General features: G+C 66.8%; 7 protein-coding genes. 2 read left to right on the top strand and 5 right to left on the bottom strand.

What is annotated here, in order from left to right; all coding sequences use genetic code 11:
* Positions 1 to 5 precede the first annotated feature (5 nt).
* Positions 6 to 5834 carry an alpha-2-macroglobulin gene (locus C5689_RS04480; RefSeq protein WP_483237931.1) on the top strand — a complete coding sequence of 1943 codons (5829 nt, stop codon included), beginning with the start codon at positions 6 to 8 and terminating at the stop codon, positions 5832 to 5834.
* Positions 5835 to 6091: 257 nt separating this feature from the next.
* Positions 6092 to 8182 carry a transglycosylase domain-containing protein gene (locus C5689_RS04475; protein ID WP_108916068.1) on the top strand — a complete coding sequence of 697 codons (2091 nt, stop codon included), beginning with the start codon at positions 6092 to 6094 and terminating at the stop codon, positions 8180 to 8182.
* Between the two features lie 98 nt (positions 8183 to 8280).
* Here the strand turns inward: C5689_RS04475 and C5689_RS04470 are convergent, their stop codons facing one another.
* From C5689_RS04470 to C5689_RS04450, 5 genes are all read right to left on the bottom strand, one after another.
* Positions 8281 to 9261 (bottom strand): hypothetical protein, encoded by a 981-nt coding sequence (locus C5689_RS04470; RefSeq protein ID WP_108916067.1) that lies wholly within the window; start codon positions 9259 to 9261, stop codon positions 8281 to 8283.
* A gap of 131 nt (positions 9262 to 9392) precedes the next feature.
* Positions 9393 to 10451 carry a lipocalin-like domain-containing protein gene (locus C5689_RS04465; RefSeq protein ID WP_108916066.1) on the bottom strand — a complete coding sequence of 353 codons (1059 nt, stop codon included), beginning with the start codon at positions 10449 to 10451 and terminating at the stop codon, positions 9393 to 9395.
* A complete protein-coding gene (locus C5689_RS04460; protein WP_108916065.1) occupies positions 10441 to 12921 on the bottom strand; it encodes an ABC transporter permease in 2481 nt (826 codons plus the stop codon). The genes C5689_RS04465 and C5689_RS04460 overlap by 11 nt, the downstream gene beginning before the upstream one ends.
* Entirely contained in the window at positions 12918 to 13610 is a 693-nt protein-coding gene (locus C5689_RS04455) for an ABC transporter ATP-binding protein (protein ID WP_108916064.1), read from the bottom strand. The genes C5689_RS04460 and C5689_RS04455 overlap by 4 nt, the downstream gene beginning before the upstream one ends.
* Before the next feature lie 16 nt (positions 13611 to 13626).
* A complete protein-coding gene (locus tag C5689_RS04450; RefSeq protein WP_108916063.1) occupies positions 13627 to 14622 on the bottom strand; it encodes a cell envelope integrity TolA family protein in 996 nt (331 codons plus the stop codon).
* Positions 14623 to 14812: the final 190 nt, after the last annotated feature.

Raw genomic sequence — 14812 nt, 5'->3', positions numbered from 1 at the left:
CGTCGATGGCGCTCCTCATTCTCGCTTGTCTCTGCGTCTCCGCGCCGCTGCGCGCCGAGCCGGCGTCCTTCGATCAATTGCGCCGCGCCGATGGCGCGCGCATCGTGCCGGACAAATTTCTGCGCAGCTTCGATCCCATCACCATCTTTTTCGATCGCGACATCGGCCCCAAGGCCGGCGGGCCGGAAGACGCGCATGAGAAATTCGCCAAGCTCTCTGGCGAGCCCGCCGGCGAATGGCGCTGGATCGGCGCGCGCGCGCTGCAATTTCGTCCCGCCGAGCCGTGGAAGCCGCTGCAGCGCGTCGATATAGAGGCGGGCGCCGCCGCGACGCGGCTCGTCGCGCTGCTGCCGACGCCCTCTTCCACCAATCCGACCGAGAGCGCCGATCCGATCGCCGATCTCGAGCAGATCACGCTCACTTTTCCCGAGCCCGTCGATATCGCCGCGCTGGCGCGCCTGCTGACGATCGAATTACGTCCTGCGCCCGGAATTTCTCCGCTCGGCGGTCAGCTGCTGACGCCGAAGGACTATGACATTCGTCCGCTGGAGCGCGCCGATCGCAACGCCGCGCAGAGCGTCGTCATTCGCTTGCGCGAGACGATTCACGACGGACGCGTCGCGATCCTGCGCTTGAAGCTCGCCGACGAGCCGGGCCTCGACGATGAGATTTTCGAATTGCGCGCGCGCTCCGCCGCGCCTTTCGCTGTCAGTGAGGCGAGCTGCGGCCGCGGCTGGAGCGACGACAAGCAGGACGGCGTGCTGCGTTGCGCCTTCGGCTATGCCGTCGCGCCGGCGTCGGCTTCATCGGAGGGCGAGGAAGACTCCGCGCCCGTCTCCAATTACCAGCCCGCCAATCGGCGCCGGCTGACATTGAGCTTCACCGAGCAGCCGGACGAGATCGACATTCTGCGCGCGCGCGAGGCGCTGCGCATCTCGCCGCCGGTCGACGATCTCTCCGTCGAGATCGACCACAAGCGCCTCAACGTCTATGGCAAGTTTCTCTCCGATCGCGTCTATGAGCTGGCGCTCGCGCCGGGCGCTCTGCGCGATGTCAGAAAGCGCGCGCTCGCCTCGCGTTTCGCGCTTCGCTTCGCTTTCGATCGCGACCGGCCGGCGCTCGCATGGGACGCCGCGCAAGGGCTCGTCGAACGTTTCGGCCCGCAATTGTTGCCGCTGCGCGGACGCGGCTATGACCGCGCCGATATTCGCATTCATGCGATCGATCCGCTCGCGCGCGACTTCTGGCCTTTCCCCAAGAGCGGCGTCGAGACGGAGGACAGCGCCGCGCCGCCGTTGCCCGGCAATGAGCCCGCGCATTGGGGCGAGACCGATGCGCCGGAGGCCGAGGCGATCGCCGCGCGCATAAAGGCGCTGGGCTCGCCCGCCGTTTCGGCGCTGCTCGATCTGCCGATCCGCCGCAATGGCGCCGACGCCAAATTCGGCCTCGATCTCTCGAGCGAATTTGCCAAGATCGCCGGCGCTGGACAGCCGGGAACCTATCTCATCGGCCTGCGCGCCGTGGATGAGAAGAAACGCCATTGGCTGCGCGCGCAAGTGACCGATCTGTCGCTGAGCGCGATAGAGGAGCGCGCGCGCGTGCGCTTCGTCGTCACCTCGCTCGCCACCGCGCAGCCCATCTCCGGCGCGGAAGTGCGGCTCGAAGGCGTGAAGGGCGACAAATTCGTCACGCTCGCGCGCGGGACCACCGACAATTCCGGCTTCTTCGCTTTCGATCCCGGCAAGCGCGCGGAAGCCGATGTGCGCCGCATCGTCGTGACCAAAGGCCTCGACACGCTCGTGTTGGACGCCAATGACGGCCCCTCCGAATATGCGCGCGAGAATTGGACGAAGCCGGATGGCGCCTGGCTCGCCTGGACCGCGAATCCGCAGGAGCCGCGCAAGGAGGAACCGCGCACGCTCTGCCATGTGTTCGCCGAGCGGCCGATCTATCGGCCCGAGGAGCCGGTGCATATAAAGGGCTTCGTGCGCGCCTATCGCGATGGCGCTCTGGCCATTGCGAAAGCTGGTGGAACGCTGGTCGTCTCCGGTCCCGGCAATCAGGAATGGCGCATTCCGGTGAAGCTCGACGCCGCCGGGAGCTTCTATCACAAATTCGACGCGCAGACGCCGGCGACCGGCGATTATTCGCTGCGCTTCGAGCCCGATGGCGCAAAGCCGAAGAAGAGCGACACGAAAGGCGATGAGGCCGAGCCGAGCGAAAGCGCAGAGGCCGAGGGCGACGCGCCGCAGACCGCCTCTTGCGGACAGTTTCCGTTCAAGAAAGAGGCCTATCGTCTGCCGACATTCGAGGTGGTGCTCAATGCGCCGCAGATCGTTCCGCTCGACGGCGAGTTCAATGTCGATCTCATCGCGCGTTATTTCGCCGGCGGGCTGGTTTCGGAACGGCCGGTGAAATGGCGCGCCGTGCAATTTCCGCATGTGTTTCAGCCGCCCGGACGCGAGGGCTTTTTGTTCTCGAGCGACGCGCGCTTCTCCGGCGAGGGCAAGTTCAAATCCTCGCCAGTGCTGGAGCGCGACGCGCGCACCGACGCCGGCGGCGCCTCGCGCATGACCTTCGATACGACGATAGAGCCGACCGCGCAGCCGCGGCGCTATTCGATCGAGGCGACCGTCACCGGCGACGACGGAATAGAGGTGCGCAATGTGCAGAATGTCATCGCCGTTCCGCCTTTCGCGCTCGGCGTGAAGCTGTCGCGCTATGTCGAGCGGCCCGGCGCGGTGACGCCGGAGTTTCTCGCACTCGACGGCAAAGGCGAGGCCGTGGAAGGACTTCCCGTCACCATGCGCTTCATCAAGCGCAATTGGGTGTCGACGCTGCAGGCTTCCGATTTCGCGCAGGGCGCGGCGAAATATGTGACGCAGGTGATGGAGGAGACGCTCCTCGAGCGCAGGCTGACGAGCGCGAAAGAGGCGCAGAAAATAGAGCTGGAGGCGCGCGAGGCCGGCGTCTATGTCGTGCAGCTCGAGGCCTATGATCGCATCGGCCGTCGTCAGCAGGTGAGCGTCGATTTCTTCGTCGGCGGCAATACGCCTGTGACCTTCCAGCATCCGCCGGCTTCCACCGCGACGATCACGACCGACAAGCAATCCTATGCGCCGGGCGAGACGGCGACGCTCATCGTCCAATCGCCGTTCCAAAGCGCCAAGGCGCTCGCCATCGTCGAGCAGCCCAATGGCGTGTTCGATTATCAGCTCATCGACATCGCCAATGGCTTCGGGCGCTACACGCTCACGCTGCGCAAGGAGCAGACGCCGAAGCTCGCCGTGCATTTCCTCATTATGCGGGGGCGCTTGAAGGACAGCGCGCCGGCGGCGGCCTCCAATATCGACCAGGGCAAGCCGGTGACGATCGCCGCCACCAAATGGATCGAGGTGACGCCGGTCAAGAATATCGTGACCGCAAAGCTCGATTATCCGACGAAGGCGCGGCCGGGGCAGGAGGTGGAGGTCAGCTTGCGTCTTTCCGATGATCTCGGCAAGCCGCTCGCCGGAGAAGCGACATTCTGGATGGTCGATCAGGCGGTGCTGTCGCTCGCCAAGGAGCGGCCGCTCGATCCGCTGCCGGATTTCATCGTCGAGCGCGAGACGAGGCTCGCCGCGCGCGACACGCGCAATCTCGCTTTCGGCAAGATTCCGCTGGAGGAGATTCCTGGCGGCGACGCCGGCCTCGACGAATGGGGCGCGGAAACCAATGTCAGCGTGCGCAAGAATTTCACGCCCGTGCCGATCTATCTGCCGAGCGTGAAAGTGGGCGCCGACGGCGTCGCCAAGATCAAGGTGAAGCTGCCCGACTCGCTCACCGTGTTCAAGCTGCGCGCCAAGGCGGTGAGCGGCGCCGATCGTTTCGGCTATGCGACGGGCGAGATGCTCATTCGTCAGGAGCTCGTCGCGCAGCCTGTGTTGCCGCGCTTCCTGCGGCCGGGCGATTCGCTCGATGTGTCCGTTCTCGCGCGCATCGTCGAGGGGCCCGGCGGCGGCGGCAGAGCCTCCGTCGCCGCAGAGGGGCTGACGCTGGCGAGCAATGCGTCGCAGGCTTTCAGCTGGATCGCGAACAAGCCCGCGCGCATAGACGTTCGCGCGAGCGTACCGGAGCCAGCGCCCGGCAAGGAGAGCGTGAAGCTGAATTTTCGTGTGGAGCGCGACGCCGACCATGCGCGCGATGCGGTGGAGATCGACTTGCCGATCAGGCCTGATCGCTTGCCGGTGCGGCGCTATGAGATCGTCGAGATCGCGCCGGGCGAGAGCAAGGCCCTCGCGGCCGCGACCGACGCGGCGCGGCCCGGCTCCTTCCGCCGCGACGTCACGCTCGCCGGCGATCCCGTTCTGGTGCGGCTCGTCGCGGGATTGAACGCGCTCGTCGAATATCCTTATGGCTGCACAGAGCAACGCCTCTCGCTCGCGCGCTCGGCGCTGGCGCTCAAAAATTTCACGCCGATTCTCTCGGCCGCGGGGCTCGAGAGCCGTCTTTCGAGCGATGTGCGCAACGCGATCCGCGCGATCGATCAGGCGGTCGACGCCGATGGGCTCGTCGCCTTCTGGCCGCGCGCGCGCGGAAATGTGTCGCTCACCGCCTGGGCCTATTCTTTCCTCGTCGGCGCAGAACGCGCGGGCGAGCCGATCGACAAGCCGCTCGCCGATCGTCTCGCCAATGTGCTGAAGCTGTCGCTGCGTTCGGATTATCCGCGCCTGCTCTCCGGCGAGGAATTGCGCGAGCGCGTCGAGGCGCTGATCGCGCTCGCCGACGGCGGCAAGCTCGACGAATCCTATGTCGCCGAGCTGTCGCGCCACGCCGATTTCATGGCGGGCGCCAGTGTTGCGGAGCTGACGCGCGCCGCCGCGCGCGCGCAATCGGGCGATCGGCGCATCGTCGATTCCTTGCTCGATTCGCTGTGGAGCCGCGTGAAGATTCTCTCTCGCAATGGCGCGCAATATTATGCGGGTCAGGCGGCGGACAGCGGCAATCCGATCATCCTCCCCTCCGAGACGCGCTCGCTTGCGGAGATGCTGCGCGCCGTCACGATCGCTTCGCCTTCAGATCCGCGCGCGGGGCTGCTGCGCGACGCGCTGCTGCGATTGGGCGAGGGCGACGGCTGGGGCTCGACCAACGCCACCGCCGCCGCGATCGACGCGCTCGCAGAGATTTGGCGTCGTCCGCAAACGCCGCTGCAGATCGCGCTCTCGCAGGACGACGCGCCGCCGCGGACCCTGACGCTGGACGCCAATAATCCTGTCCTGCGCGAGACGAGCACGGCTCCTTCGGCGCTGACGGTCGTCAATCGTGGAACGGCGCCGATCGTGGCGTTGGTCGAGACGCGATACGAGCCGCAAGAGAGCGGCGCGAAGGCTTTGCCGGTGAGCGAAGGCTTCGCGCTGACGCGCGATATTCTGCGCGTCGGCAAAGCGGATGCGCCATTGGAAAAAATCGCGGCGGAGAATGGCGTCGTGAAGCTAGCCATCGGCGATGTGATCGAGGAAACAGCGGAGCTCGTCAATCCGCAGGATCGCACCCATGTGGCGATCTCGCTGCCGCTGCCGGCCGGCTTCGAGCCACTGAACCCCAATCTCGCGACGGCGCCCGCCGAGGCGCAGCCGTCGAGCGCGCCGACGCTGGCGCCGACCAGCGTCTCCTTCGGCGATGATCGCGTATTCTACGCTTACGACCAATTGCCGAAGGGAACATATCGCTTCGCCTTCCGCGCCAAGGCGCAGACGGCGGGCGCCTTCACCGAGCCGCCGGGCGTCGTCGAGACGATGTATAAGAAGGGGCTGCAAGCGCAGAGCGCCGGCAAGCGCGTGGAAATCACGAAATGAAGTCGCTTCGCGGTTTCCTTCTCCCGCTTTGCGGGAGAAGGCGGCCCCGCGAAGCGGGGTCGGATGATGGCGATGGCGATTTCGCGGACTCTCATCCGTCGCGCATTCGCGCGACGCCTTCTCCCACGAGTGGGAGAAGGAGGCGGCCCGCTCTTTTCTTATTTTTCGTCTTCATTGTTGCGCTACTCGTTCCTTCCGCTTTCGTCGTTCATACGGCCCTCGAGCGCGCGCAGCTCGTCGCGCCGCGGCCGACGCCGATGGTCTATGACCGCAACGGCGCTTTTCTCACGCAGATCGGCGCGCGTGACGCGGCGCGGATCGACTATGGCTATTGGCCATTGCGTGACATTCCACAGCGGGTCGCGCTCGCGACGCTCGCGCTCGAGGATCGCCGCTTCGCCTCGCATGGGGGCGTCGATGCGCGCGCATTATTGCGCGCGGCATGGCGCAATCTCGTAGGGGGAAAGCGCCGCGAGGGCGCCTCCACCATCGCCATGCAGGTCGCGCGGATGCAAAATCCCGCGCCGCGCAGCGTCTCCGCCAAGATCGTGGAAGCGGCGACGGCGCTCGCGCTCGTCGCGCGCAAGGGTCATGACGCCGTGCTCGCGCATTATCTGCGTCTCGCGCCCTATGGCAATGGCAGCCATGGAATAGCCCATGCCGCGCGCTTTTATTTCGACAAGCCGGTCGCGGATCTCTCGCTCGCCGAGATCGCGCTGCTCGCCGCCGTTCCGCAATCGCCGGGGCGCATGAATCTCTTTCGCGAGAGCGGGCTCGCCCTCGCGCGCGCGCGGGCGGCGCGCGCTTTGACGTATCTCGCGCGCGAAAATCGCGTCGAGCCGGCGCAAATCGCGCTCGCGGAGCGGCAGCTCGCGACTCTGCGCCCGATCGGTGCCGCGCGGCGGCCGGAGGCGCTGCATCTCGCATTGCGCTATGAGAGGCTCGTGCGCGAGGGCCTCATAGCGCCGGCCTCGGCTCATGATCCGCGCATCGGCGCGACGATTGATCTCTCGTTGCAAGAAAAGCTCGCGCATCTTTCGCGGCGCTATCTCTCGCTGTGGCGCTCGGCGGGCGCGCAGCAGGTTGCGCTCATGGTCGTGGAGCGCGGCACGGGCGCGGTGCTCGCCGATATCGGCTCCTCCGATTATCGCGACTGGCGCGACGGCGCCATCGATTTCACCCGCGCTCTGCGTTCGCCCGGCTCGACGTTGAAGCCTTTCGTCTATGCGCTCGCATTCGAGCGCGGCGCGCTCGAGCCCACCGATCTCCTCGCCGATGTCCCAGAGGGCGCAGCCGGCGTCAACAATGCCGATGGCGCATTTCTCGGGCCGATGCTGCCGCGCCAGGCGCTCGCCAATTCGCGCAATGTGCCCGCGACCAATCTCATGCGCCGGGTCGGGCTCGAGGCCAATTTCCAATTTCTGCACGATCTCGGCCTGCATGATCTCGAGGCCCCGGCGGAATCCTTCGGCCTCTCCATGGCGATCGGCGCGCTGCCGACGCGGCTCGAGCATTTGATGCGCGCTTATGGCGCGCTCGCCGAGGACGGCCTGCTGTCAGATCTCGTCTTCGCGAAGGAGCAAACGCGCCGCCGCTCCATTCGCGTTATGTCGAGCGACACGGCGCGGCTCGTCACCTCCATGCTGGCCGATCCGCTCGCGCGCCTGCCGAGCTTCCCACGCTATGGGCCGCTCGAATATCCATTCGCCGTGGCGGTGAAGACCGGCACGTCACAAGCCTATCGCGACGCTTGGACCATCGCATTCTCGCGCAAGGCCGTCGTCGGCGTATGGGTCGGCCGCGGCGACGCCGGCGCGATGAACAGGTTGAGCGGCGCTTCCTCGAGCGCGCGGCTCGCTCATGCGGCGCTGACTCTCATTCATGGCGCAAGGCCCGGCGAGACGGAGGCGGGGACCTTTCCACCGCCGCGGGGCCGCGCGCCGATGGAAATGTGCCTTGCCGGCGGACGCAGCGACGGAAGCTGCGGCGAAACGCTGGTGGAATGGGTGAAGCCGGAGAGAGCGCCGTCGCTGCCCGTCGGCGCGAGCAGCGCGTCGCTGCCGGCCCCGTTCGACGAAAATCTCGAGCTCGCGATCGCGACGCCCGAGAATCGAACCCATATTTGGCGCAATCCCGAGCAGCCGGCGGCGCTCGATCGCCTCGCCCTGCGCGTCTCGGCCCCCGCCTCGGTGGAGCAAATTCTCTGGATGGTGGACGGCAGGCCGTTTCAGCTCGCCGATGCGGACAAGCCGGCGTTTTGGCCCATGCAGCCCGGAACGCATCGATTTCAAGCGCGTCTGCCGCTGCGGCCGGGCGGCTCGCGCGTCGTGGAGGTGACGATCGAGTGAGAGCCGGGCCGCGGCTTTTTTCGTCTCGCCCTCAGATGTTTACCAGGGCCGGCTTTTTCCTTAAAGGAGCCGGGTCGCGCGCGATGACAGGCGGCGGCTCAGCGTAACGGCAGATGCGACATGCGCAAGAACGCCGAGACGAGCTTCACCATGACGCCGACGAAGCCCGAGCCTCCATAGAAACTGTCCTTGTTGAGCTGCACATAGACATAGGCCGGGCGCTCGGAGCGATTGGTCAATTCGCAGACGAGGAAGCCTTCGCGCGCCCGCATCGATTCGAATAAAATGCCTGTCGCTTCGGTGAATTCACGCAGCCGCGTCCGCACGGGCTTCGCCAGCGTCGAGGCCGGCGCGTCGTCTTCGTCCTCCGGATGGCATTGGCTCGTCGGACGCAGCTTGGAATCGATATTCTCCGTCGCGGCGATGACATTGCCGAGCGCGAAATCGCGGCTCTCGCCGGGCGCGAGGCGTTCGCACCAGACCATCGTGCGGCCGGAGAGGCAGAGGATCGCCTGGCGTCCCGCGCTCTCCTGCTGTTCCGCGCGATAGACATAGGGCGCGCGCGCCCAGCTCATGGTGGCGGCGTCGCAGGGCGTCGAACGTATCGCGACCTCCGCCGAAGAGCAGAGATAGGCGGGCTGCAGAAACTTCAGCGCCGGCGCGCCTTCGCGCGCGAGCTCGGTGAGATCGATTTTCTCGACGACATTGCCGGCGCCGGCGGAGAGGAGAATCTGCCGCTGATCGCCGAGCGTGGCGACGCGGTTCAGCCGAACGTCGCCGCCGCCGCAGAATATCTGCAGAAAGGCGTTGCTCTCATTGGCGAAGAAGGAGCGCCGAGGAATTGCGTGCGGGCTCTGGCGCGGGATCGTCTTGACGCCTGGCCAGCGGCAGACGGAGCGATTGGGACGATCGAAAAACGCCGTATTCGGCCCCAGAGTGACGACGAGTCCCTCTTGTCCCTCGAGCAGGCGAAAGTCGCTCTCGCCCGCGGCGAGAATAGGACGATCGCGGCTGAAGAAGGGATTGTTCGTGAATGTGCGCAGGCCGAGATCGAGGAAAAAGGTCGGCGACAGATACATGTGAGAAATCCCATGGCGATGCGTCGCGGAAACGCGTCCGGCGAGAGCGTTGCGTCAGAAGAAAGCGTCCCAGTATGGATAGAGCCGATGACATTCGGATCAAGCTTCGGCGGAGAATCGAAACCGGCGCTTCAGTATCCCGTCATCTCGAGGTAGCCCTCGCCGCGATGCGAGCCGAAGACGGCGATGGGCCCTTCGAAATAGCCGAGGCCGGTTCCCATGAAGCTCTGCGAATTGAGCGGCTTCGCCTCTATGTCGAGGCGAAGGCTCGCGACGCGTACACGCCAGCGTATGGGCAGCAGGCGGCCGGAGACGAGGCTCTGCTCCAGCGGCTCGAGAAAAATATCGTCGCGCGCGAGCGCGCGCGCCGCGCCATCGGCGGAGATGAAGCTTCCCGAGACGAAGGGGAGCGTCTTGTCGCTGCGCAAGCGAAACAGCATCAGCGCTGCGCCGCCGTCGAGATGCAGCGAGAACCAGTCCCAGCCTTTCTGATCCGCGGCGAGCGGGCGGCTGCTCCACTCATGGTCCATCCAGGCGCGGCCCGTGACCTTGCGCTCGGCGGCGTCTATGGCGAGCGCGCCGTCGACGCGGAAAAAAGGCTGGCTGTAATAATAAGAGGCCTGTCCGCTCTCCGATTTGCGGCTGAAGCCGGCTTCGCCATGCAGCGCGAGCGGCTCGTCGGCGGCGAGCGCGAGCGTGTAGCGAAAGCGCGGCGCGACGGCGGCTATGCTCGCGCCGGAGAGATTGGATTCTGTCGCGGAAAAGGACCAATTATCGATAAAGGCGCGGAATGGCGCCGCCTCGACGCCCGCCTGTCCGACGCCGCCGCGCGCGCGGGTCTCGGCGAAGAGATGCAGCGTGTCCGTCGTGACGGCCGCGTGCGCGACAAAGGCTTGCGGACTGTCCCAGCCTTCGCCGTCCTGGGGCGCGCGGGCGTGACGGAACAAGGTCCATTGCGCGCCATAGGATTTGCCGGACTCGTCTTTCAGATTGGCGGTGAGATACCACCACTCGATGCGAAATTGCGGATGCGCGCCATGATCGCGCGGAAAGACGAGCCTATGGCCGGGCTGCGGCTCGGCGAAGCCTCGAGCCTCATCGCCGAGGCCGGCGAAACCCTCTGCGTGGGCGAAAGAGGCGGCGCAGAGCGCCAGCGAGAGGAAGAGGCCGCGCATCGCGTCAGCGTTCATTGGCGAAGACCGCGAGCAGCGACGCCGGCGCGATGCGCGCGAGACGGCGAATGGGTAATAGCGCGGCGAGCGCGGCGGTGAGCAGCGCCAGAGCGAAGACTTCGAGCCATTGCGATGGAAACACATGAAAGGGCAGGCGCCAGCCGAAGGCGCGGACATTGACGATGGCGACGAGATCATAAGCGAGCGCGAGGCCGAGCGGCACGGAGACGAGCGCCGTCGCCGCCGCGAACAGCGTGACGCGCACGAATTCGAGCAGAGAGAGGCTGCGCCGCGAGACGCCCGCCGCCCATAGAGGCGCAAGCTGCGGCGTGCGCGCGGCGGCGAGCGTGGTGAGGCTGGCGAATAACGCAATGGCCGAGACCACGAGCGTCAGCGCGTCGAGCGCGGCGGTGACGGCGAAAGTGCGCTCGAATATGGTCATCGAGCGCTGCTTCAGCGCCGCCTGATCGATGATGCGCGCGACGCCGGCTCCGAATTCCGATTGCAGCGCGAGCATCACATCGGGCGCGGATTCGGCCTTGGCGCGCAGCATATAGTCGAGCTTGCGCGCGTCCGGCCAGCGCGATACGAGCGCATCGCGATCGACGCGCAGCTGGCCCTTGGCGGCGCCGTAATCGGGATAGAGTCCGACGATCTCGACGCGCCAATCGCCTGTCGGCGTCGGTATGTTCAAATGAGAGCCGAGCTCCAGACGAAGACGCCGCGCGAGCTGCTCGCTGACGAGGGCGGCGTCGCCGCGCGCGACGGAGCCCCAAGCGTCGGCGCGCGTTTCGAGCAATGGAAAATGCGCGCTGAATGTCTCATGCGGCGGCGCGCCGACGATCTCGACGGGCCAAGCGGTTTCGATAGCCGAGGCGCGCCGAGTCGTCTTCGCCTTGCACAGCGGTAGAATGGCGGCGACGTCCTCGCGGCGCGCGAGCCAGGTCTCGATCCGATGCGCGTCCGTCTCGCTCGCGGCTTCGAAATAGATTTCCGCGACGAGGCGCTGATCGAGCCATTGCGCGAATGTGCGACGGAAGCCCTCCACCATCGAGCCGACGCCTATGTTGGTCGAGAGCGCGAGCAGCAGCGCCATCAGCGCCAGCGAGAGGCCGGGAAGCTGCTGCAGCGCATCGGCGAAGAACCACTTTGTGAGCGGTCCGCGCGCGCGTCGCTCGCCGAGTCGCAGCATTGCGGCGAGCGGCAGCGGCAGAGCGAGCGCCGCGCCGAGCAGCAATCCCGCCATGGAGACGAAGCCGGCCTCGAGCCCTTCGCCCAAGAGCAGCGCCGCCGCCGCGCCCAGGAGCGCGAGAGCGGCGAGCGCCGCTTGGCGATAAAGCCAATGGCGCTGCGCCTCGCGCCAGGCGAAGGGCTGCGCTATGGCGAGCACAGGCAGGCGCAGAGTCTTGACGAGACCGCTCGCCGCGGCGATCACGGCGCCGATCAGCGCCATGCCGATTCCGGATATCCACCAGGAGGGCGCGAGGCCGAGCGCGCCGTCGAGCTCGGCGCCATAGAGTCCTTCGAGGCTCGCGGCCATATCGGGCAGCAGAGCGGCGGCGATGAGATAGCCGCCGATCATTCCCGCTACGCCGGCGAGAAGCGCGAGCAGCGTCAGCTCCGCGATCAGCGCGAATGTGAGCGCGCGCAAGGATGCGCCGATCGCGCGCAGCGTGCGAATGATGGGCAGGCGCTGCTCGAAGGCGAGGCCGAAAGACGCATGAGCGATGAACAGCCCAACCACATAGGCCAGAAGGCCGAAGGCGGTGAGGTTGAGATGAAAGCTGTCGGTGAGCTTGGCGAGTTCCGGCGCCTCATCCGCCTCGACGCGGCGTAGAGCCTCGCCGATGACGGCTGCGAGCGCGGGCGCATCCGGCGCGGGCTCCTCGGCGATGAGCAGGCGCGACAAACGCGCCGGCCGATGCAGCAGGCGTTGCGCGACGCCGATGTCGACGACGATCATTCCCGGCGAGAGGTCTTCGGCGATGGCGAGCGGCGGCAGCCTATCCGCGTCGCCGATCCTCGGCGTCGCGCCCATGGCGAGGCCGAGCGCGCGCAGAGTTTGCGGCGCGGCCAGCGCACGGCCGGGCGGGCCGAGGAAATCATTCAGCGCCTCGCCCGTCGGCATTTTGGCGCTGGAGATTTTGGGCAGAGTCAGCGGCTCGACGCCGACGAGACGATAGGATTTGTCGCCGAGGCGGATCGTCCCCTCGAGGATCGGCGAGACCTTCCAGCCGGCGCGCCGCAGCGCGATGAACATATCCTGCACGAAAAAACCGCCGCTCGCCGCAACGAGACTGGGCGAGGCGCCGAGGCCGAGCGCGCCGGCCGCATGGTCATAGCTGCGGCGCGCTTGATCGTTGAGCGCCGCGACGCCGCTCCACAGCGCAGTCGCTATGGCGAGGCCGACGAAGAGCGCGGCGAATTGGCCGGGCCGCCGCCGCCAATGACTCGCCAGCGTGGCGAGCGCGTAGAGGAACTGTCTCATAGAGCGAGCCTTCCGCCGGCGAGCGTGGCGCGGCGGTCGAGCTTCGCTGCGAGCAGCGCGCTATGCGTGACCATCAGCACCGCGGCGCCCGCCGTGGCGGAGAGCTCGAGCAGAAGATCGAGCACGGCGTCGCCGGTCGCTTCATCGAGATTGCCGGTCGGCTCATCGGCGAGCAGCAGCCGCGGGCGCGGCGCCAGCGCCCGGCCGACGGCGACGCGCTGCTGCTGCCCGCCCGACAATTGCTCGGGATAGCGATCGAGCAGCGCCGAAAGGCCGAGGCGGTCGGCGAGCGCGTCGCGCCAATCGCAATCGTAACGCCCGGCGAGCCGCGCCTGCAGGGCGAGATTGTCGCCGACGGTCAGGCTGGGCACGAGATTGAACTGTTGGAACACGACGCCGAGCGTCTTGCGGCGCAGCGCCGCGCGGCCGTCGTCGTCGAGCTTCGTCACTTCCACATCGTCGATGCGAATGGCGCCGCTATCGGCATGGTCGAGCCCGGCGACGAGATGCAGCAGCGTGCTCTTGCCGCTGCCCGACTCGCCCATCAGCGCGAGGCTCGTCCCGGCGGCGAGCGCGAGGTCGACGCCGCGCAGAACGGGCAGCGGCCCCTGCGGCCCGCGATAGGATTTGGAAAGGCCCGTCACGCGCAATAATGCGCCATTTACGGCCGCATCACGCGCCGCCGACATCACGCTCAAAACGCCCTCATTTCGGATCGAAGTGGAATTGGATGCCGCGCGGATGGCCATAGGGCGGCGCGGGGAAAGGCGCGGCGCGGCGCACGGCGGCCAGGGCGGCGTTGTCGAGCTCCGGAAAGCCGCTCGAGCGATAGACCGCCTGATGCGTGAGATGCCCGCCCTCGTCGATGAAGAACACGACGACGCCATGATTTGGCGTCGTCTTGTTGCGCAAGGGCGGCGGCACATGCAAATGCGGTATTATCAGCCCGTAGAGGACGGAGAGATAAGTGGTCTTCGCCGTGCCGCCGCTGACCGGCGCGGGCTTGGAGGAGCCGGAAAGCTTGAAATCCGGCAGCGGCTCCAGCGAGGCGAGCTGATCGGCGATGGATTTCGGCTTGGGCTCGGGCGAGGCCTTGATCTCGACATCGCCCCGCCTGTCGTCGAGCCGCGCCTCGAGCTGCGGCTGCCCCTGCTCGACGATCTCGGCGTCGGGCTTGTCCTCCTCCGCCTTGGGCGTCGCCGGCGCGGGCTCGGCTCTGGCCGCCTGCTGCTGTCGCGGATCGGCGGATTTTTCCTGCGCAGGCTTGGCGGCGCGCTGCTCATTGGGCGGCTCGCGACGGGCGGATTTAGTCTCCTGATCCGGCGCCTCGCGGTCGAGCTTTTCCTGATTCGGCGCGCGCGGCGCGTCGAAGGCGGGCTTCTCGTCGTCGACGAGCTTTTGCGGCGGCGGAGGCTTCTGCTTCTCCTTCTCCTCGGGCTTGGGCTGCTCTTTCTCGGGCTCCGGCTCTGGTTGCGGCTGTTCCTGTGGCGGCTGCGGCGCCTCGGCGACCACTTCGAGCGGAATTTCCTGCTCCATCGTCGGAATATCGATCGACACCAGCATTTGCTCGAGCAGAAAGACGGCCAGGACGAAAATATGGACCAGCGCCGAAAGAATGATGGGCGCGAGCGAAGGCTTCGCAGGTCCCTCGCTCTCGGGCTGCGTTATCAGACGTTCGGCCGGGTCTGCTCTCAAGCTCATGTCAGAAGCGACATTCGAACGCCGCATTGCGGAAAAAGGACGGCGAGAGCGTCGCTTTTCGTCCCGACCGAACGGATGCGCCGCCCGCTTCCGTTCCGCGAGATGTTCCGGCGGCGCCGGGCGCGACATTGAAAAAGCTGCGCATCATCGAGCCGGCGATCCAGATGAGAGTGGAGAGCATTCACACGAA

The organism is Methylosinus sporium, assembly GCF_003113265.1.
Taxonomy (GTDB): Bacteria; Pseudomonadota; Alphaproteobacteria; order Rhizobiales; family Beijerinckiaceae; genus Methylosinus; species Methylosinus sporium.
Note: the sequence above shows the minus strand (reverse complement) of the source record. Positions and strands in the feature narration are given on the sequence as shown.

What these genes read in the sequence shown, in the direction of transcription:
- C5689_RS04465 (WP_108916066.1), bottom strand. Translation starts at nt 10,451, where the DNA reads ATGAACGCTGACGCGATGCGCGGCCTCTTCCTCTCGCTGGCGCTCTGC.
- C5689_RS04450 (WP_108916063.1), bottom strand. Translation starts at nt 14,622, where the DNA reads ATGAGCTTGAGAGCAGACCCGGCCGAACGTCTGATAACGCAGCCCGAG.
- C5689_RS04460 (WP_108916065.1), bottom strand. Translation starts at nt 12,921, where the DNA reads ATGAGACAGTTCCTCTACGCGCTCGCCACGCTGGCGAGTCATTGGCGG.
- C5689_RS04475 (WP_108916068.1), top strand. Translation starts at nt 6,092, where the DNA reads ATGGTCTATGACCGCAACGGCGCTTTTCTCACGCAGATCGGCGCGCGT.
- C5689_RS04455 (WP_108916064.1), bottom strand. Translation starts at nt 13,610, where the DNA reads ATGTCGGCGGCGCGTGATGCGGCCGTAAATGGCGCATTATTGCGCGTG.
- C5689_RS04480 (WP_483237931.1), top strand. Translation starts at nt 6, where the DNA reads ATGGCGCTCCTCATTCTCGCTTGTCTCTGCGTCTCCGCGCCGCTGCGC.
- C5689_RS04470 (WP_108916067.1), bottom strand. Translation starts at nt 9,261, where the DNA reads ATGTATCTGTCGCCGACCTTTTTCCTCGATCTCGGCCTGCGCACATTC.